Annotated in this window: 20 protein-coding genes; 4 read left to right on the top strand and 16 right to left on the bottom strand. The window is 74.7% G+C overall.

Features of this window, described 5'->3' with window-relative positions; genetic code table 11:
- Window positions 1-855 (bottom strand): pantoate--beta-alanine ligase, encoded by an 855-nt coding sequence (gene panC / locus AB3388_RS02260; RefSeq protein ID WP_495409128.1) that lies wholly within the window; start codon window positions 853-855, stop codon window positions 1-3.
- Complete coding sequence (locus AB3388_RS02255; RefSeq protein ID WP_495409127.1) at window positions 852-1,796, bottom strand: Rossmann-like and DUF2520 domain-containing protein; 945 nt, start codon at window positions 1,794-1,796, stop codon at window positions 852-854. Before AB3388_RS02255 ends, panC begins: the two co-directional genes overlap by 4 nt.
- Before the next feature lie 265 nt (window positions 1,797-2,061).
- Between AB3388_RS02255 and AB3388_RS02250 the strand changes: the two genes are divergently transcribed.
- Window positions 2,062-2,826 (top strand): SDR family oxidoreductase, encoded by a 765-nt coding sequence (locus AB3388_RS02250; protein WP_495409126.1) that lies wholly within the window; start codon window positions 2,062-2,064, stop codon window positions 2,824-2,826.
- A 36-nt stretch (window positions 2,827-2,862) separates the two neighbouring features.
- On the opposite strand, the gene AB3388_RS02245 is transcribed toward AB3388_RS02250, so the two are convergent.
- A complete protein-coding gene (locus tag AB3388_RS02245; protein ID WP_495409125.1) occupies window positions 2,863-4,407 on the bottom strand; it encodes a DUF6779 domain-containing protein in 1,545 nt (514 codons plus the stop codon).
- A gap of 80 nt (window positions 4,408-4,487) precedes the next feature.
- On the opposite strand from AB3388_RS02245, the gene AB3388_RS02240 reads away from it, so the two are divergent.
- The gene (locus AB3388_RS02240) at window positions 4,488-5,093 is read left to right on the top strand and encodes a DUF1684 domain-containing protein (RefSeq protein WP_495409124.1); all 606 of its coding nucleotides are present in this window, start codon (window positions 4,488-4,490) and stop codon (window positions 5,091-5,093) included.
- Window positions 5,094-5,142: 49 nt separating this feature from the next.
- Here the strand turns inward: AB3388_RS02240 and AB3388_RS02235 are convergent, their stop codons facing one another.
- The 3 genes from AB3388_RS02235 to AB3388_RS02225 form a co-directional block, all read right to left on the bottom strand.
- The gene (locus AB3388_RS02235) at window positions 5,143-6,144 is read right to left on the bottom strand and encodes a glycine betaine ABC transporter substrate-binding protein (RefSeq protein ID WP_495409123.1); all 1,002 of its coding nucleotides are present in this window, start codon (window positions 6,142-6,144) and stop codon (window positions 5,143-5,145) included.
- Window positions 6,145-6,286: 142 nt separating this feature from the next.
- Complete coding sequence (locus AB3388_RS02230) at window positions 6,287-7,018, bottom strand: ABC transporter permease (protein WP_495409122.1); 732 nt, start codon at window positions 7,016-7,018, stop codon at window positions 6,287-6,289.
- Window positions 7,015-7,689 carry an ABC transporter permease gene (locus AB3388_RS02225; RefSeq protein WP_495411430.1) on the bottom strand — a complete coding sequence of 225 codons (675 nt, stop codon included), beginning with the start codon at window positions 7,687-7,689 and terminating at the stop codon, window positions 7,015-7,017. Before AB3388_RS02225 ends, AB3388_RS02230 begins: the two co-directional genes overlap by 4 nt.
- Window positions 7,690-7,727: 38 nt before the next feature.
- On the opposite strand from AB3388_RS02225, the gene AB3388_RS02220 reads away from it, so the two are divergent.
- A complete protein-coding gene (locus tag AB3388_RS02220) occupies window positions 7,728-8,921 on the top strand; it encodes an ABC transporter ATP-binding protein (protein WP_495409121.1) in 1,194 nt (397 codons plus the stop codon).
- Window positions 8,922-8,945: 24 nt separating this feature from the next.
- Here the strand turns inward: AB3388_RS02220 and AB3388_RS02215 are convergent, their stop codons facing one another.
- The 10 genes from AB3388_RS02215 to dacB form a co-directional block, all read right to left on the bottom strand.
- Window positions 8,946-9,464, bottom strand: coding sequence for a DUF3180 domain-containing protein (locus tag AB3388_RS02215; protein ID WP_495409120.1), 519 nt, complete (start codon window positions 9,462-9,464; stop codon window positions 8,946-8,948).
- Window positions 9,465-9,469: 5 nt separating this feature from the next.
- Window positions 9,470-9,973 (bottom strand): 2-amino-4-hydroxy-6-hydroxymethyldihydropteridine diphosphokinase, encoded by a 504-nt coding sequence (gene folK, locus AB3388_RS02210; RefSeq protein ID WP_495409119.1) that lies wholly within the window; start codon window positions 9,971-9,973, stop codon window positions 9,470-9,472.
- Window positions 9,970-10,332, bottom strand: coding sequence for a dihydroneopterin aldolase (gene folB / locus AB3388_RS02205; protein ID WP_495409118.1), 363 nt, complete (start codon window positions 10,330-10,332; stop codon window positions 9,970-9,972). Before folB ends, folK begins: the two co-directional genes overlap by 4 nt.
- The gene (gene folP / locus AB3388_RS02200; RefSeq protein WP_495409117.1) at window positions 10,325-11,170 is read right to left on the bottom strand and encodes a dihydropteroate synthase; all 846 of its coding nucleotides are present in this window, start codon (window positions 11,168-11,170) and stop codon (window positions 10,325-10,327) included. Before folP ends, folB begins: the two co-directional genes overlap by 8 nt.
- Window positions 11,167-11,775, bottom strand: a complete 609-nt coding sequence (folE, locus tag AB3388_RS02195) for a GTP cyclohydrolase I FolE (RefSeq protein ID WP_495409116.1) — start codon at window positions 11,773-11,775, stop codon at window positions 11,167-11,169. Before folE ends, folP begins: the two co-directional genes overlap by 4 nt.
- Window positions 11,772-13,739 (bottom strand): ATP-dependent zinc metalloprotease FtsH, encoded by a 1,968-nt coding sequence (gene ftsH / locus AB3388_RS02190; protein WP_495409115.1) that lies wholly within the window; start codon window positions 13,737-13,739, stop codon window positions 11,772-11,774. Before ftsH ends, folE begins: the two co-directional genes overlap by 4 nt.
- A gap of 350 nt (window positions 13,740-14,089) precedes the next feature.
- Complete coding sequence (hpt, locus tag AB3388_RS02185) at window positions 14,090-14,677, bottom strand: hypoxanthine phosphoribosyltransferase (protein WP_495409114.1); 588 nt, start codon at window positions 14,675-14,677, stop codon at window positions 14,090-14,092.
- 28 nt (window positions 14,678-14,705) lie between these two features.
- On the bottom strand, window positions 14,706-15,680 hold the full coding sequence (gene tilS, locus AB3388_RS02180) for a tRNA lysidine(34) synthetase TilS (RefSeq protein ID WP_495409113.1): 975 nt from the start codon (window positions 15,678-15,680) through the stop codon (window positions 14,706-14,708).
- Window positions 15,681-15,684: 4 nt separating this feature from the next.
- Window positions 15,685-16,767, bottom strand: a complete 1,083-nt coding sequence (locus AB3388_RS02175) for a zinc-dependent metalloprotease (RefSeq protein ID WP_495409112.1) — start codon at window positions 16,765-16,767, stop codon at window positions 15,685-15,687.
- A gap of 43 nt (window positions 16,768-16,810) precedes the next feature.
- Complete coding sequence (gene dacB / locus AB3388_RS02170; protein ID WP_495409111.1) at window positions 16,811-18,172, bottom strand: D-alanyl-D-alanine carboxypeptidase/D-alanyl-D-alanine endopeptidase; 1,362 nt, start codon at window positions 18,170-18,172, stop codon at window positions 16,811-16,813.
- A gap of 123 nt (window positions 18,173-18,295) precedes the next feature.
- Here dacB and AB3388_RS02165 point away from each other — a divergent pair, with 123 nt between their 5' ends.
- On the top strand, window positions 18,296-18,790 hold the full coding sequence (locus tag AB3388_RS02165) for an inorganic diphosphatase (RefSeq protein ID WP_448625639.1): 495 nt from the start codon (window positions 18,296-18,298) through the stop codon (window positions 18,788-18,790).
- Window positions 18,791-18,815: the final 25 nt, after the last annotated feature.

Raw genomic sequence — 18,815 nt, 5'->3', positions numbered from 1 at the left:
TCATCGGTGGGCTCCGAGGGTGACGGGGGCGTTGTCGATCAGGCGGGTGCTGCCGGCGCGGGCGGCGACCAGCAGGCGGGCGGGGCCGGCGGCGGGCGCCGGGCCGAGGTCGGGGTCGGTGAGCTCGAGGTAGTCGAGGACCAGCCCGGGCGCGGTCGCGAGGACCTCGTGCGCCGCGGCGAGCACCGCCTCGGCGCCGTGCGGACCGGCGTCGGCGCCGGCACGCAGTGCTCGTGACAACGCCGCGGCGGTGGACCGCTCTTCCGCCGACAGGTAGCGGTTGCGGCTGGACAGCGCCATGCCGTCGTCCTCGCGGACCGTGGGGACGCCGACCACCTCGAGGCCGAGCGCGAGCTCCCGGGCCATGGCGCGGATCAGCGTCAGCTGCTGGTAGTCCTTCTCACCGAAGACGGCGACGTCGGGGCGGACCAGGCCGAAGAGCTTGGCCACGACGGTCAGCACGCCGGCGAAGTGCCCCGGCCGGACGGCGCCCTCGAGCAGGCCGCCGACCGGACCGGGCTGCACGGTCACGCCGAGCGACCCCGGCGGGTAGACCTCCTCGACCGGCGGGTGGAAGACGACGTCCGCGCCCTCCTCGGCCAGCGCGGCGAGGTCGGCGTCCCAGGTGCGCGGATAGCGGTCGAAGTCCTCCCCCGGCCCGAACTGGGTCGGGTTGACGAAGACCGAGACGACGACGCTGCCGCCGCGCTCCCTGGCGGCACGGACGAGGGTGCGGTGTCCCTCGTGCAGGGCGCCCATCGTCGGCACGAGCACCACCGGAGCCGGCAGCTGCGCGCGCAGCCGGGCGAGCTCCGCGGTGGACTCGGCGACGGCCGGGGTGGTGGTGAGGCTCACCGCGAGCTCGCGGTGTCGGCGGCGTCGTAGAGCAGGTCGAGCAGCGGAGCCGCCTCGTGCCGCTTGAGCCGGCCGGCGCCGAGCGCCCGCTCGGTGGTCCGCTGCGCCATGACGACGTAGGCGGCCACGGACGCGGGCGCGCGGTCGTTGAGCGTCTCGAGGTGGTCGGCGACGGTGCCGACGTCGCCGCGGCTGACCGGGCCGGTGAGCCCGCGGTCCCCGCGGCGCAGGCCGTTGTCCAGCGCCGCGGTGAGCAGCGGCGTCAGCACCCGCGCCGGCTCCTCGACGCCGGCCGAGCGCAGCAGGTCCGCCGCCTCGGCGACCAGCGTGACCAGGTGGTTGGCGCCGGTGACCAGCGCGGCGTGGTAGAGCCGCCGGTCCTCCTCGGCGACGTAGAACGGCTCGCCGCCCATCTCCAGCACGAGGGTCTCGGCGACGGCGCGGTGCTCGGGGCGGCTGGTGACGCCGAACGGGGCACCGACGAGCCGGTCGACGTCCTCGGGGGCGCCGGTGAAGGTCATCGCCGGGTGCAGCGCCAGCGGCAGCACGCCGGCGAGCTGTGCGGGCGCGAGCACGGCCAGCCCGTGTGCCCCGGACGTGTGGAAGGTCATCTGCCCGGGGCGCCAGACGCCGGTCTCGGCGAGGCCGGCGACCAGGCCGGGCAGGGTGTCGTCGGGCACCGCGAGGATCACGAGATCGCTGGCGGCGACCAGCTCGTCGGCGTGCAGCAGGGGGACGCCGGGCAGCAGGCGGGCGGCCCGCTCGGCGGAGGCGGTGGACAGGCCGGCGGCCGCGACGACGTCGTGGCCCGCGGCGGCGAGTGCGGCGCCGAGCACGGCTCCTACGCGGCCGGCACCGATGACGCCCACGCGGAGGCGGGCGGGAGCGGTGGCGGCGGGCGCGAGGCCGGCAGCGCGATGGGTCCTGCGGGCAGCAGGCATCGGTGCACCTCTCGTTCCAGTCCCTCGCGGGTACCGGACTCAGGGGCGGGTCCACGCCGTCGTGGACCTCGGTGGGCAGCGCTGGTCTCGCTGGGTGGTTCCGGCGCCGTCCCCGCTGCAACCCGGATGTGTCACGCGGGTGTGGCGCCGATGGCGAGTGTGTGACCACCGTGCGCCCCCCGCAACGGATCCGGAGTGTGGGGTGCCTCACCCTGGGGTGCGCACCTACGCTCCGCGCGGCGACGGGGCCGACGAAGGAGGATGCGTGTCCGCAGGCAAGCCCTCGATGGAGGGGCGCACCGCGCTGGTGACCGGCGGCAGCCGGGGCATCGGCCTGGCCATCGCCCGCAGCCTGGTCGACCGCGGTGCGCGGGTGGTGCTGACCGCCCGCAAGCCCGAGGTGCTGGCCGAGGCGGTGGAGGCGCTGGGCGGCGCGGAGGTGGCCGTGGCGGTGCCCGGTCACGCCGGCGACGCCGAGCACCGCGCCGCCGCCGTCCGCACGGCCGTGGAGACCTTCGGCAGCCTGGACATGCTCGTGGGCAACGTCGGCGTCAACCCGGTGTACGGGCCGGTCGTCGACCTGGACCTGGACACGTTCCGCAAGGTGCTGGACACCAACGTCGTCTCGTCGCTCGGCCTCGTGCAGGAGGCGTGGCGGGCGTGGATGGCCGAGCACGGCGGCTCGATCCTGATCGTCGCCTCGGTGGCCGGGCTGCGGTCGTCGGAGAACATCGCGGCCTACGGCGTCAGCAAGGCGGCGCTGATCAACCTCACCACCCAGCTGGCGGTGGAGCTCGGCCCGAAGGTCCGGGTCAACGCGGTGGCGCCGGCGGTGGTGAAGACCCGCTTCGCCGGCGCGCTCTACGAGGGCCGCGAGGCCGAGGTGGCCGCCAACTACCCGCTGAAGCGGCTCGGCGTCCCGGAGGACGTCGGCGAGGCCGCGGCCTACCTGCTGGGCGACGGCGCCGGGTGGATCACCGGGCAGACCCTGGTGATCGACGGCGGCGGCCTCTCCAAGGGGCCGCGCTGAACGCTCGGAGTGCGAGCGCGCAGGTTTCCTGCGCGCTCAGCCTCCGTTCTCGCCGAGGACGCGGGCCAGCACGTCGTCGGGCTCGTCGTCGTCGCGGTAGCGCCGCCGGCGCCGGCCGCCCGACGGCGGCTGGACCTCGCGGTCGGCGAGGATCTCGGCCAGCCGCTGGTGGCCGGCGGAATCGGCCTCCTCCTGCAGGAGTGCCGGCGTGGGCGTCGGGCGCGGGCGGGGCGAGGGCCGGGGGGACGGCGACGGCCGGACGATCGGCTCGTAGCTCGTCGCCGGGGTGGCCGGGCGCTCCTCGGTGTGGTCGTCGAGCGGCTCGTCGGTGCGGCGGCGGCGCTGCGGCACCGGCGGCAGCAGGTCGGCCGGCAGCGCGCCGGACCGGTCGTGCGGCGTCGCCACCTCCTGCCACGCCGGGGTCTCGCGCCACGCCGAGGTCTCGCGCCACGCGGGCGCCTCGTGCCGTGCCGGGGGCTCGTGCCGGGCGGGTGCCTCGTGCCCTGCCGGGACGTCGGCCGGTTCGGCGGCGGCGTGGCGGGAGTGGCGCGGCGTCACGTCCGCCGGCTCGACGAGGGCGCGGTCGGCCAGCCACTCCAGCGGCGTGGGCGGCGGTGGCGTGGGCCGGGCGGGAACCGGCGGCGTGCTCAACGCGGCGGCCGGCTGCTCCGCCGTCCAGGAGGCCGCCACGGGCCGGCTGCCGGGCGAGGGCAGCGGCCGGTCCACGCGCACCCGCTCGGCCTGCCGCGTCTCCGGCAGGTCGTCGAGGCGGACGGCGGGCCAGCCACCGGTCAGCTCCAGCGGCGGCCGGTCGTCCTCCCAGAGCGCCGGTGCCTCGACGGTGCGCGCGACCTCGGCGGGGCCGGAGTCGGCCGGCGTCCGGCTCGACTGGGTGCGCAGCAGGATCCGCTCGACCAGCATCTCGCCGTTGAGCTGCTCGGTGAGCTCGGTGCGCAGCCGGCCCATGTCGGCGCGCAGCTCGGTGAGCTGGGTGAGGTCCTCCCGGAGCGCGGAGAGCGAGGCGACGTCGGAGCGCAGCGCCGCGATCCCGGCCAGCTCGTCGCGCAGCGCGGACACCCGGGCGATCTCGTCGCGCAGCGACGACACGCGGGCGACCTCGTCCCGGAGCGCGGAGACGCGGGCGATCTCGTCGCGCAGCCCGGACAGGCCGGAGATCTCCTGGCGCAGCGCCGTGAGCTCCGCGCGCATCAACTGCTCGGTCTCGCGGCGCAGCTGGTTCTCCAGCTCGAGCTCGTACGCGCGGTGGGCCGCGGCCTCCCGGTCGAGCTCGTGCTCGTAGCTGCGCCGGATCTCCGCCTCGCGCGCGGCGACGGCCTGGGTCTCGGCGCGGCGCCGGCCGGCGAGGAAGGCGGCGAGCACGAACGCCCAGGCGGCCACGATGACGGCCAGCCGCAGGTGCTGCGGGTTGTCGGTCAGGAAGACGACGGCGGTGGCCGCCACCGCGAGGACGAAGCCGGCGACGAGGCCGTAGGTCCGCAGCGCCGAGGACGCCGGACCGTCCGTCCGGCGGTCCTTCGGGGCGGGGTGCCAGGCGACGTCGTCGTCCTGCTGCCCCCGCATGGTGACAGCGTAACGGCGGACAGTGATCTCGGCCGGGAGGAAGCGGCTCAGGGGCGAGCGGCGTCGGGCACAGTGACCGCATGTCGCTGTCCCTGCTCGACTGGCGCCGCCGGGTGACCGCCCTGTACGCCGCGGCCCGCTCGTCGGCCGATCCCGAGGCCGGCTGGCGCGCCTGGCGCGACGGCCGCGACGAGCTGTTCGCCACCCACCCGGACTCCCCGCTGGACGCCGCCGCGCGCCGCGGCTTCCCCGGCCTGCCGTTCGCGCCGTACGACCCGGCGCTGCGGTTCGAGGCGACGCTGGCGCCGGCCGCGCCGCGCCGGCTGGAACTGCCGACCGACGCCGACGGCGTCGTCCCCCTGGACCGGATCGGCACCGTCACGCTCGGGCCGCTGGGGTCGGTCGACGTCTGGTGGCTCGGCGGTTACGGCGGCGGGGTCTTCCTGCCGCTGCGCGACGGCAGCGCCGGACGGACGACGTACGGCGGCGGCCGCTACCTGCTGGACACGATCAAGGGCGCGGACCTGGGCGGGACCGGCGAGCGGCTGGTGGTCGACCTCAACTTCGCCTACCACCCGTCCTGCACCTACGACCCGCGGTGGTCCTGCCCGCTGGCGCCGGACGGGAACCGGACCACGGTCCCCGCCGACGCCGGCGAACAGTTGCCCCCCGGCGGCTGGTACTGACGCGGAGTGGATCCGTCGGCGTCACGCCGACGGATCCTCCGCGTCCGCGTCAGCCCTGGGCGAGGGCGCCGTCGGAGCTGAAGACCAGGCCGATCGAGACCTCGCCCTGCTGGATCGCCGCCTTGGTCAGCGGGCCACCGGCGTCGAACTCCTGGAAGCCCGCGAACTTCAGGCCGTAGGTCTCCTCCAGGCCGGGCTGGCACGCCGGCCGGGTCGGGCACTCACCGGGGCCGCCGAGGGTCAGCGACCCGTCGCCGCAGGCGTCGGCCAGCTCGGAGAGCGTCGTGACGCCGAGGTTGTCGGCGAAGTCCTTGGTGACGGCGAAGGCGTTCTGGTCCGCGGCCTCGGCCGGGTCACCGAAGACCAGCCCGACGCCCTCGGCCAGGGGCGTGAGGGCCGCGACCGTGGCGTCGACGTCCCCGGAGGCGACCTGGGTGGAGTCGTCGCCCTCGATGAACTCGGTGACCGTGGCCAGGTACTCGGGGAAGGCCTGGATCTCGCCGCGCTCGAGCGCCGGCAGGTACAGCTCGCGGTTGCCGACCGTCTGCACGGTGGCCTGGAAGCCGGCGGCGTTGAGCACGTCGGCGTAGACCGTGGCCAGCACCTGCGACTCGGTGAAGTCGGCGGCACCCACGACGACCGGGCCGCTGCCGCCGGTGACGCCGGAGTCGAGGCCCTTGTCGCTGACGAAGCCGGACGCGACGTCCGCGACGCTCTGCCGCTGGACGTCGACCGCGGCGTTCATCGCGATCAGGTCGTCGGTCGTGAGCACCGCGGAGACGGCGTTCAGCGAGTCGAGCAGAGCCGGGTTGGCCGCGGCCGCCGCGGCGTTGACCGCCGGGATGACGTTGTCGGCGTTCTGCAGGTGCTTGTCGTCCTCGAGCACGACCAGCTGGTCACCGGCCACCGGGGCGCAGGCGTCGCCCGCGGCGGTTCCGCCGGCGCTCTCGGTGCTGCCGCCGGTGCCGGAGGAGCCGGACTCGCCGCAGGCCGCCGTGGCGAGCACGGAAACCAGCGCGAGAGGGATGAGATACCGGGTGCGCGTACGCATGGGCCCGCCTTCTGTGTCCCGGGCGGCCCGGGTGCTGCCGCCACGCGTGTCTGGCGGGAGATGTCCCGCGGCGAACATCGAACCCCGCCCTCCTCCATCGAGGCAATGCGGGTCAGCAGCCTTTGCCGATCTGTTACGGGCTTCACAGCGGCACATCGGCCGCCGCCAGCTCCGGCGTTCCCGGAGCGGGACGGCGGCGCGCGGCCCACGGCCACCGCTTCTGCCCCGGGGCCAGGGCCCACGACAGCCCGGCCAGGACCAGCTCGGTGAGGATCGCGAGCGCGGCCACCAGGATCGCCCCGGCCAGGACGGCGCCGTAGTCCTGCTGGCGGAACCCGAGCGTGATGATCCGGCCGAGCCCGCCGCCGGCCACGAGCGCGGCCAGCGTCGCCGTCGCCACGACCTGCACCGCGGCGGTGCGCACGCCGGTCATCAGCAGCGGCGAGGCCAGCGGCAGCTCGACGCGCAGGGCCACCTGCCGGCCGCCGAACCCCATCGCGCGGGCAGCCTCGACCACGTCGCGGTCGACCCCGCGGTACCCGACGTAGGTGTTGGTGAGGATCGGCGGGATCGCGAAGACCGCGAGCGCGATCGTGGTCGCCGTCGGGCCGAACCCGATCGGCGTGACGGCGAAGAGGGTGAGCAGCGCGAGGGTCGGCACCGCGCGTGACACGTTGGACAGCGCCACCGTGAAGCCGCCACCGCGGCCGGTGTGCCCGAGCAGGACGCCCACCGGGATGGCGACCAGCATGGCGGCCAGCACGGCGAGCGCGGAGATCCGCAGGTGCTCGGCGAGCAGGTCGAGGATGCCGTTCGGGCGCGTCCAGTTGAACGGGTCGTTGAGGTAGACGAAGGCGTCGCTGAGGAGGTTCACGCGCGCACCCGGCTCGCCCAGGGGGTGAGCAGCCGCTCCACGCCGACCAGCAGCAGGTCGGCGAACAGCGCCAGCAGGACGCAGCCGACCGCGCCGGTCACGATCTCGGCGCGGTAGAAGTTGGCGGCGAAGCCCCCGGTGATCAGCTGGCCGAGGCCGCCGTGTCCCACGATCACGCCGACGGTCACCAGCGCGACCGTGGACACGGTGGCGACGCGGATGCCGGCCATGAAGGCGGGCAGCGCCAGCGGCACCTCCACCTGCCAGAACAAACGGGCCTGGCCGTAGCCCATCCCCCGCGCGGCCTCGCGCACGTCGGGGGGCACCGACTGCAGCCCGGCGAGGAAGTTGCGGACGAGGATGACCAGCGAGTAGAGCACCAGGCCGACCAGCACGGTCGTCGTCGTCAGCCCGGTGACCGGGGCGACGAAGGCGAACATCGCCAGGGACGGGATCGTGTAGATGACGGTCGACAGGCCGAGCACGGGGCCGGCCAGCCAGCGGCTGCGCCGGGCCAGCACGGCCAGCGGCAGCGCGATGACCGCCCCGAGCAGGACCGCGGAGACGGTCAGCCGCACGTGCTCGCCCAGGTAGCTCAGAATGGACGACCAGTTGTCCACGACGTAGGAAGGGTCGAACCACGGGTTCGGGGCGGCGTCGGCCGCCAGCACCGCGCTCAAGAACGGACGCTTCCCAGGAGGGGCACGACGTGGACGCTACTGCGCTGCCGGACGACGGCGCGACGGCGCGGAACGCCGGCTCCGCCCAGGAGATCCGGCTCGAGGGGGTCAGCAAGGTCTACCCGGACGGCACGGTCGGCGTCGCCGAGCTCGACCTGACCTTCGCCGCGGGCGAGCTGACCGTGCTGGTCGGGCCGTCGGGCTGCGGCAAGACGACGACGATGAAGATGATCAACCGGATCATCGAACCGTCGACCGGGCGGATCCTGCTCGGCGGCGAGGACGTCACCCGCGTCGACCCCGATCAGCTGCGCCGCCGCATCGGCTACGTCATCCAGAACGTCGGCCTGTTCCCCCACCAGACCGTGCGCACCAACGTGGCGACGGTGCCGCGCCTGCTCGGCTGGGACAAGCGGCGGACCCGCGAGCGGGTCGACGAGCTGCTCGACTCGGTCGGCCTCGACCCGGGCGTGTACGGCGACCGCTACCCCGCCCAGCTCTCGGGCGGGCAGCGGCAGCGGGCCGGCGTCGCGCGGGCGCTGGCCGCCGACCCGCCGGTGCTGCTGATGGACGAGCCGTTCTCCGCCGTCGACCCGATCGTGCGCGAGCGGCTGCAGTCGGAGTTCCTGCGGCTGCAGGCCGACGTCCGCAAGACGATCGTGTTCGTCACCCACGACATCGAGGAGGCGGTCCGGCTCGGCGACCGGATCGCGGTCATGAGCCAGGGCGGGCACGTCGAGCAGTTCGCCTCCCCCGCCGAGCTGCTCGGCCGGCCGGCCAGCCCGTTCGTGGCCGACTTCGTCGGCGCCGACCGCGGGCTCAAGCGGCTCGCGGTCACCGGCATCGACGTCGACGACCTCGAGCAGCCGCCGGTGCTGCGGGCGACCGACCGCCTTCCCGACGCCCGCGCAGCGCTGGAGCGGGCGGGCGCGCGCTGGGCCGTCGTCCTCGACGACCAGGGCACCCTGCACGGCTGGCTGTCGGCGGAGCGGGCGACCGGCGACGGCACGGTCGGCGCCGCGGCGCGGCGGATGGAGGCCTGGGTGCCGGTCGACGCGACGCTGAAGACGGCGTTCTCGACCATGCTGCAGCTGGAGGCGGGCTGGGTGGCCGTGCTGGACGGCGACCGGTTCTGCGGCGTGCTCACCCCGACCTCGCTGCACGCCGCCCTTCGCCGCTCCGTCGAGGGCGTCGAACCCGAGACCGCCGGCGCCGCCCTGTAGGGACTTTCCGCGCGGAAAGTCCCGCTACGCGTGCGGGGCGAGGGGCGGGGGGTCGTCGTCCCCGCCCGGGGGGACTCGGCAGACCGACTCGAGCCGCAGCGCCGCCCAGACCAGCGCGGCGGCCAGGACGACGCCCAGCACCGCCGCCAGCGTGTCGCCGCCGGCCGCCTGCAGCGAGCCGATCTCCGGGGCGACGTGCAGCAGCACGCCGGTCCAGATGCCGACGAAGACGGCGCCCACCCACGCGCTGGCCTGGGCCAGGACGGCGAGCCGGGCCACCAGCATCGGCTCGACCGGGCGGGTGGGTCCCGCGGTCCGCCCGGCCGCGGCCGTTCCGCGTCGCTGCGCCGACCGGGCCGCGCGCTCGGCGGCCAGCCGGGCGCCCAGCGTGCGGGCGCCGAGTGCCTCGGCGAGCGCGAGCACACCCAGCGGGACGCCGAGCCACCAGTCCAGCCGCGGCAGGTCGCCGTAGAAGGTGCGCACGAGCAGCCACGCCGCCACGGCCAGCCCGACCGCGGCGACGGCGAGGTCGCGCCGGTTCACCGGCTTCACTGCAGGTGCTCCCACGTCACGACGGCGGCGACGTCCTCGGGCGGCAGCTGGGCCAGCAGGTCGGCGACCTTCCCGTGCCCGGGCAGCTCCGCCGTCGGGTCCAGGGTCAGCCACGGCACCAGCACGAACGCCCGCTCGTGGGCCCGCGGGTGCGGGAGGGTGAGCGCCGGGTCGTCGGAGCGCACGGGAGCGCCGTCGTCCCCGGTCACCGCGACCACGTCGACGTCGAGCGTGCGGGCGCCCCAGCGGACCTCGCGGGTGCGCCCGGCGGCCTGCTCGAGCTCGTGCGCGCGGGCCAGCCAGCCGGCGGCGTCCCGCGGCCCCCGGACGATCGCGATCGCGTTGAGGTACGGCGGCTGCTCGACCGGCCCCCACGGCGGGGTCTCGTAGAGGACCGAGCGGGCGACCAGGCCGTCGGCCTTCAGGGCGGTGATCGCGTCCCGCAGGGTGGCGGCGCGATCACCGAGGTTGGCGCCCAGCGAGAGCACCGCGCGGGTCACGGCCGCACGCGGCGGATCGCCACCGTGACGTCGTCGAAGGGGACGCCGAGCTCGGCCTCGGGCTTGTGCACGGTGATCTCGACGGCGTCGACCAGCGGGTCGGCCAGGCAGACGTCGGCCAGCCGCTGGGCGAGGGTCTCGAGCAGGTCCACCGGCTCACCGGTGAGGACGGCGTGCAGCCGCTGCGCGAGCTCGGCGTAGTTGACCGTCTTCTCGAGGTCGTCACCGGCGGCAGCGGGCGCGGTGTCGACCTCCAGGACGGCGTCGACGCGGAAGGTCTGGCCGCGCTCCCGCTCCCAGTCGTACACGCCGTGGTGGGCGTGCGCCGAGATCCCGCGGACGGTGATGCGGTCAGGCATCGCGCACCGCCCGCACCGCGGCCACGACCCGCACCGCGTCGGCCGAGGCCGCGGCGTCGTGCACGCGCACGCCCCACGCCCCCGCCTCGGCGGCGAGCACCGTGGTGGCCAGGGTGGCGGCGTCCCGCTGCTCCGCGGGGCGCGGCTCGCCGCCCGGGCCGGCCAGCAGCCGGCCGAGGAACGTCTTGCGGGAGGCGCCGACGAGCACGGGCAGCCCCAGGGCGACGATGCGGTCGATGCCGGCCAGCAGCGCCCAGTTGTGCGGGGCGTTCTTGGCGAAGCCCAGGCCGGGGTCCAGCACCAGCTGGTCGGCGGCCACGCCGGCGGCCAGGGCGTCGTCCCGGCGGGCGGTGAGCTCGGCGCAGACCTCGGCGACGACGTCGTCGTAGTGCGCCTCCGCGTACATCCGCTTGCTGTGCCCGCGCCAGTGCATGAGCACCCAGGGCACCCCGGCGTCGGCGACCAGCTTGGCCATGCCCGAATCGGCCAGCCCGCCGCTGACGTCGTTGACCAGCACCGCCCCGGCGTCCAGCGCCGCCTCGGCGACCTCCGCGCGGGTGGTGTCGACGCTGACCCGCACGCCCGCCGACGCCAGCTCGGCGATGACCGGCAGGATCCGCCGGCACTCCTCGGCGCCGTCCACCCGGTCGGCGCCCGGGCGGGTGGACTCCCCGCCCACGTCGACGTAGTCGGCGCCGGCCGCGTGCATCTCCAGGCCGTGCGCCACGGCCGAGCCCGCGTCGGCGTAGCAGCCGCCGTCGGAGAAGGAGTCGGGGGTCACGTTCAGGACCCCCATGACCACGCAGTGGCCGGGGCGCGGCAGCTCGATGCGGGTCACCGGCCCAGCACGAGGCTCATCGCCTCGCTGCGGGTCGCCAGGTTCTCCCGGAAGATCCCCCGTACCGCGGAGGTCACGGTGCGCGCGCCGGGTTTGCGGATGCCGCGCATCGCCATGCACAGGTGCTCGGCCTCGATGACCACCAGCACCCCGCGCGGCTTGAGGACGTCGGCCAGCGCGTCGGCGATCTGCGAGGTCATCCGCTCCTGCACCTGCGGGCGGCGGGCGTAGACCTCGACCAGCCGGGCCAGCTTCGACAGCCCGGTCACCCGGCCGTCGTCCCCGGGGATGTAGCCGATGTGCGCCACCCCGTGGAACGGCACCAGGTGGTGCTCGCAGGTCGAGTACATCGGGATGTCCTTGACCAGCACGAGCTCGTCGTGGTCCTCGTCGAAGGTGGTCGAGAGGATCTCTCCCGGGTCCTGCCAGAGGCCGGCGAAGACCTCGGTGTACGCGCGGGCGACCCGCGCGGGGGTGTCCTTCAGCCCGGGGCGGTCGGGGTCCTCCCCCACCGCGATGAGCAGCTCGCGGATCGCCGCCTCGGCGCGTGGCCGGTCGACGCCCTTCAGCGCCCCCTCGATCCCCCCGTGCAGGTCTTCAGTCACCGCTGAACGGGTGCGCCGACGTCACCGACCGGGGAGGTGTCGTCACTGACGTGGCCGTTGCCGTTCTGCGCCGCCCGCTCGGCCGGCGTGAGCACCGGCGGGAGATCGGAGGGCGTGCGCTTGCCGAAGCCGCTGTACGGGGCGAGCGACGGACGCTTCTGGACCGGCGCGCAGATGCGGGCCATGTCCTCCTTGGACAGCGTCTCCTTCTCCATCAGCTCGAGCACGAGGTTGTCGAGCACCTGCCGGTACTCGACGAGGATCTCCCACGCCTCGTCGTGCGCGGCCTCGATCAGCGCCCGCACCTCGGAGTCGATGTCGGCGGCGACGGCCTCGGAGTAGTCGGGGTGCGAGCTCATGTCGCGGCCCAGGAACGGCTCGGTGTCGTCGCGGCCGTACTTCACCGCGCCGAGCTTGGCGCTCATGCCGTACTGCGTGACCATCGCCCGGGCCATCGCGGTGGCCTTCTCGATGTCGTTGCCGGCGCCGGTGGTGGGCTCGTGGAAGACCAGCTCCTCGGCCGCCCGGCCGCCCAGCGCGTAGGCCAGGGTGTCGATCATCTCCGAGCGGGTCTGGGTGTACTTGTCCTCGGTCGGCAGGACGAGCGTGTGCCCGAGCGAGCGGCCGCGCGGCAGGATCGTCACCTTGTGCACGGGGTCGAGGTTGGGCAGCGCGTGCGCCACCAGGGCGTGCCCGCCCTCGTGGTAGGCGGTGACCTTCTTCTCCTTCTCGCTCATCGCCCGCGTCTTGCGCTCGGGGCCGGCGATGACGCGGTCGATCGCCTCCTCGAGGGTGGCGTCGTCGATCAGCGAGCGGTTGTTGCGCGCGGTGAGCAGCGCGGCCTCGTTGAGCACGTTGGCCAGGTCCGCGCCGGTGAAGCCGGGGGTCCGGCGGGCGACGGTCCCGAGATCGACGTCCGGCGCGAGCGGCTTGCCCTTGGCGTGCACGGCGAGGACGGCCTTGCGGCCCTCGAGGTCGGGCCGGTCGACGGCGATCTGCCGGTCGAAGCGGCCGGGGCGCAGCAGCGCCGGGTCGAGGATGTCCGGCCGGTTCGTGGCGGCGATCATGATCACGCCGCCCTTGACGTCGAAGCCGTCCATCTCGACGAGCATCTGGTTGAGGGTCTGCTCGCGCTCGTCGTGCCCGCCGCCCATGCCGGCGCCGCGGTGCCGGCCGACGGCGTCGATCTCGTCGACGAAGATGATCGCCGGGGCGTTGTTCTTGGCCTGCTCGAACAGGTCGCGCACCCGGCTGGCGCCGACGCCGACGAACATCTCGACGAAGTCCGAGCCGGAGATCGAGAAGAACGGCACCCCGGCCTCGCCGGCCACCGCGCGGGCCAGCAGCGTCTTGCCGGTCCCGGGCGGGCCGAACAGCAGCACGCCCTTGGGGATCTTCGCGCCCACGGCCTGGAACTTGACCGGGTTCTGCAGGAAGTCCTTGATCTCGTGCAGTTCCTCGACGGCCTCGTCGGCGCCGGCGACGTCGGCGAACGTCGTCTTCGGGGTGTCCTTGCTGACCACCTTGGCCTTGGACTTGCCGAAGGCCATGACCCCGCGGCCGCCGCCCTGCATGGAGTTGAACAGCCAGAACAGCAGCAGGAGGAGGACGACGAACGGCAGGAAACTGACCAGGATCGAGACGAAGACGCTCTCCTGGGTCACGGTCGTGTCGAACTTCACGCCGTCGCCGTTGTCGGCGCCCGTGCCCGACACCACGTCGAAGATGTGCTCCGAGGCGCCGATCGGGTACGAGGAACTGATCTTGTCCGTGCCGTCGACCTCGTTCTTCAGATCGAGGTCGAGGGTCTGTTCCTTGTCGTTGATCGTCGCCGACTCGACGTTGCCCCTGTCGAACTGCTCGAGCGCCGTGGAGGTGGACACCTCCGTGTAGCCGCCGTTGCCGCGGAACAGGGACGAGAACGCGACCGCCAGGAGAACGACGAGCACGACCCAGAACCACACGGAGCGGAAGATCTTCTTACGTTCCATACACCGAGACCGGGCGGCCGGTCGCCCCGGCTGCCCGTCGACCCTCCTGATCGTCCGGGGACACCGCCGGCGACCCGGTCACCCCGGCGCGCGGCTCGGCGTCGTCGTGCTCGACGGTACACCGGGGATGCTGTGCATTCCCTGGTCACGAGCCGTCAACAAGCCCGAACGAATGAGGGTTGCCCGGTCGCGGGGCCCGGAGGGTCCCCGAGCGGTCCACGGCAGCGGCCGCAGCGGCTCCACGGCGGTCGGGACGGCCCCTGGCGGCGGTGTCGCCCGGAGGGCGACGATGTGATGGCGGTGGCGGCCGGTGGGCCGACGGATCACTGGGTGTAGACCTCGGGCCGCAGCGTCGCGATGTAGGGCAGGTCGCGGTAGCGCTCGGCGTAGTCCAGGCCGTAGCCGATCACGAACTCGTTCGGGATGTCGAAGCCCACGTACCGCACCGGCACCTCGACCTTGACCGCGTCGGGCTTGCGCAGCAGCGCGCAGACCTCGAGGGAGGCCGGCTGCCGGCCGCCGAGGTTCTTCAGCAGCCAGGACAGCGTCAGGCCGGAGTCGATGATGTCCTCGAGCACGAGCACGTGCTTGCCGGTGATGTCCCGGTCGAGGTCCTTGAGGATCCGGACGACGCCGGAGGAGCTGGTGGCCGACCCGTAGGAGGAGACGGCCATGAACTCCATCTGGGTGGGCAGCTGCAGGGCCCGGGCGAAGTCGCTCATGAACAGGACGGCGCCCTTGAGGACGCCGACCAGCAGGACCTCCTTGCCGGCGTAGTCGCGGGCGATCTCCTCCGCGAGCTCGGCGATCTTGCCCTGGATCTGCTGCTCGGTGAGCAGGACGTGGTCGATGTCGGGGCCGTAGCCGTGGTCGTTCCCCAGCGCTCCGGTCACGGTCGCAGGCTTCGTCACGGACGGTGCTCCTCGGGAGTGCGGCGGATCAGCCACCGCCGGCGGTCCGGGCGGGGCGCAGCACCAGCCTGCCAGACGCCCGGACCACTCCCGCACCGCCGGGTAGGTCGGCCCGGCCCTGGCCGCGCCAGGCCACGAGCAGCCGGTCGACCGCGTGCAGGTGGACGGCGTGCAGGTCGGCGACCCCGCCGGCGCGCAGCCACGAGCGCAGCACCCGCCGGCGCAGCGCGGCCGGCAGCGCGGCCGCGCCGGGCGCGTCGAGCCCGTCCGGTCCGGTCAGCCGGGCGCCCTCGGCCGCGGCGAGGTCGTCGAGCGCGTCGAGGTCCTCGCGCAGCAGCGCCGCGGTGCGGGCCAGCGCCGGCGCCACCCCGCCGCCGAGGACGTCCTCGAGCAGCGGCAGCGCCTCCCCGCGCAGCCGGGCGCGGGTGTAGGCGGGGTCGACGTTCCACGGGTCGTCCCACACGGGCAGCCCCTGGTCGGCGCAGGCCTGCCGGGTCGCGTCCCGGCGGACGCCGAGCAGCGGCCGCCACCAGATCTCCCGCTCCTCGACCATGCCGGCGATCGAGCGCGGCCCGGAGCCCCGGCCCAGGCCCAGCAGGACCGTCTCGGCCTGGTCGTCGAGGGTGTGCCCCAGCGCCACGCGGGCGCCGTGCTCGGCCGCGGCGGCCTCGAGCGCGGCGGTCCGGGCGGCGCGGGCGGCGGCCTCGGGTCCGCCGTCCGCGCCGACGTCGACGGTCCGGACGGCGACCGGCTCGAGCCCCAGCTTGCGCAGCAGGCCGGCCGTGGCCTCGGCCCGCTCGGCCGACCCCGGCTGCAGGCCGTGGTCGACCGTCACCGCCCCGGCCGGGACGCCGGCCCGCGGCGCCTCGAAGGCGATCGCGGCCGCCAGCGCGAGGGAGTCCGCTCCCCCGCTGCAGGCGACCAGCACCGGCCGGGCGGAGCGGGTCAGCCCCGGGCGGACGGCGGAGCGCAGCCGGGCGACCGCCGGGCTGGGCCCGCTCACGGGTTCAGGCGGTGATGGCGGGGCGGCCGAACACCCGGTCCACCCACTTCTCCGGCGCGGTGAGCTCGTCGATGAGCGGCAGGTTCGCCGGCCCCTCCCAGACCCGGTTGAAGCCCTCCATGCCGACCAGGTCGACCACGCCGCCGACGAAGTGCCGGCCGTCGGCGTACTGCTTCATCTTCTGCTCGAGGCCCAGCAGCCGGCGCAGCACGCGGTCGAACGGGCCCCGGCCCTTGCGCCGCTGGGCGAACCGCTTGCGCAGCGTCTTGACCGAGGGGACGACGTCCGGGCCGACGCCGTCCATCACGTACTCGGCGTGCCCCTCCACCAGGCTCATCGCGGCGGTGACCCGGTCGAGCACCTCGCGCTGGCGGGGGTCGCGGACCAGCGCCAGCAGCCCCTCGCTGTCGCCGTCACCGCCCCGGATGGCGTCGCCGAGGCTGCGCAGGACGTCGGCGAGCCGCTCCCGGAGCACGTCGGGGGTGAGGTCGGTCGCCTCGACGAACTCGGCGATCTGCGCCTCGAGGTGGGCCTTGAGCCACGGGAACGCGGTGAACTGCAACTGGTGGGTGACCTCGTGCAGGCACACCCACAGCCGGAAGTCGCTCGGGTCGACGCCCAGCTTGCGCTCGGCGTCGACGATGTTCGGCGCCACGAGCAGCAGCCGGCCGCCGGTGCCGAAGACCTCGTACTGGCCGAGCACCCGCGAGGACAGGAACGCGAGGATGCCGCCGGCCTGCACGCCGGTCGCACGCGCGCCGATCGCGGTGGCCAGCGGGCCCGGACGGGTGCCCTGCTTCTCGGCCAGGGCGTCGACCAGGGGGTTCAGCAGCGCGGCCATGCCCTTGGCGTTGGCGTCGATCCAGCCGGGCCGGTCGACGACGGCGACCTCGGGCACCGGGCCGCCCTCGGCCGGCTTCAGGCCGGTCAGCCCCTCGACGTGGGCGACCGCCCGCGCCGCGGCGTCGTGCAGCTCGCGGACGACGCTCTCTGCTTCTTCCCGGGTGGTCTCCGGGCCGGGACCGACCAGCTTGCGCGCGGTGCGACCGGCGAGATCCCAGTCGACCATCGAGGACGGGCTGCTCATCGCCTCACCGTACGCGGAAAGGCTGTCCCAACGCTTTGTGCGATCAGCGGCAGCCGCACTCCGCGAGGGCAGTGGCGACGTCGTCCAAAGCCGCCTCGGCGCTCTCGACGCTGCCGGCCGCCGCGTCGGCGAGGACGGCGAAGACCAGCAGCCGGCCGTCCTCGGTGACGACGGTGCCGGCGAGGCCGTTGACGTTCAGCAGCGTGCCGGTCTTGGCCCGGACGGCGCCCGGCGCGGTGGCCGGGTCGTCGTCCCCGCGGTCGGCGAGCGTGCCGTCGTAGCCGGCGACGGCCAGCCCCGACAGGATCGGCGCGGCCTCGGGCAGCGTGCCGTCGGCGGCGTCGGTGAGCAGCCCGGTCAGGAGGTCCACCGGCACGCGGTCGTCCTGGGACAGACCGCTGCCGTCGGAGAGCTGCACGCCGGTGGTGTCGACGCCGGCGTCCTCGAGCGCAGCGACGACCGCCTGCGCGGAGCCCTCGAAGGAGGCGGGCAGGTGCCGCGCGATGGCGACCTGGCGGGACAGGGCCTCGGCGAGCATGTTGTCCGACTGGGACAGCGCCTGCTCGACCAGCCGGGCGATCGACGCGGAGTGCACGGTGCCGAGGGTCTTCGCCTCGGCGGTGGCCGTCCCGAGGGAGATCGAGGCGCCCGAGGCGCCGAGGGCGTCGGCGAGGGCCGCGCCGGCGTCGATGCCGGGCTGGCCGCTGCGGGCGTCGGAGCCAGGGGTGACACGGGCGCCGTCGACGGCGGTGGCGGTGACCGGGGCGGCGTAGCTGGACGGGGCGTCGCCGGCCCCCCACCCGCTCGCGGTGAGCGGGCCGGTGTAGAGGGAGTTGTCGACGACGACGCTGGTGATCGGCGTCCCGGCGGGCACCGCGGCGAGCACCTGGGTGGCGAGGTCGGCCATCGTCGGGGCGCCCGGGTAGCTCTGCGACGGCGCGGTGCGCGACAGGGTCGGGTCGCCCCCGCCGACGAGGACCACCTCGCCGGGCGACGAGCCGGCGACGACCTTCGTCTCGAGGGTGTCGTCGGGGTCGAGCGTGGTCAGCGCGGCGACGCTGGTGAGCAGCTTGGCCGTCGAGGCCGGCGTGGACGGGGTGCTGCCCTCCTGGTCGAAGAGGGTGTCGCCGGTGGCCACGTCGACCACCCGGGCGGAGACGCCGGTGCCGAGCGCGACCGCGGACAGCAGCGGGGTCAGCTCGCCCTCCAGCGCCGTCGGGTCCGGCGCGGGGGCGTCGGACGACAGCGCGGCGAGGACCGGGGTGGCGTCCCCGAGGTCGGGCAGCTGCGCCTCGCCGGCGGCCGCGGCCACGGGCGTGGTGGCGTCGTCGTCCCCCGTCGTGACCAGGACCGTTGCCACGATCGCGAGGACCAGGACGAGCACGCCCAGACCCGCGACGATCAAGCGGCGACGGAACCTCGAGTAGTTCGCTGTGACGACGGTCGAACCGCTCGACGTGATGGTGCCCACCCCCCAGAAGGCGACCTCCGCCGATTGCGCGGGGTCGCCGTGGGCCACACTACGTGCGTGCAGTTCGACGTGACGATCGAAATCCCGAAGGGCCAGCGGAACAAGTACGAGCTGGACCATGCCACCGGACGCATCCGGCTCGACCGGATGCTGTTCACCTCGACCCGCTACCCGGCCGACTACGGGTACATCGAGCACACCCTCGGCCAGGACGGTGACCCGCTCGACGCCCTGGTGATCCTCGACGAGCCGACGTTCCCCGGGTGCCTGATCACCTGCCGGGCCATCGGCATGTTCCGGATGACCGACGAGAAGGGCGGGGACGACAAGGTCCTCTGCGTGCCGGCGACCGACCCGCGGATGGCCCACCTCACCGAAATCACCGACGTCCCCGAGTTCGACCGGCTGGAGATCCAGCACTTCTTCGAGACCTACAAGGACCTCGAGCCGGGCAAGTCGGTCGAGGGCGCGGAGTGGGTCGACCAGAAGTCCGCCGAGGAGGAGATCCGCGCGTCCCTGGAGCGCGCGAAGGAGCAGAACTACCACACCTGACCGGCGCTCCCCCGGCTCTGTCGGA

Source organism: Geodermatophilus sp. SMS 5-13, assembly GCF_059428245.1.
The sequence above is the reverse complement of the archived record's forward strand: the minus strand, read 5'-3'. Positions and strand labels throughout refer to the sequence as shown.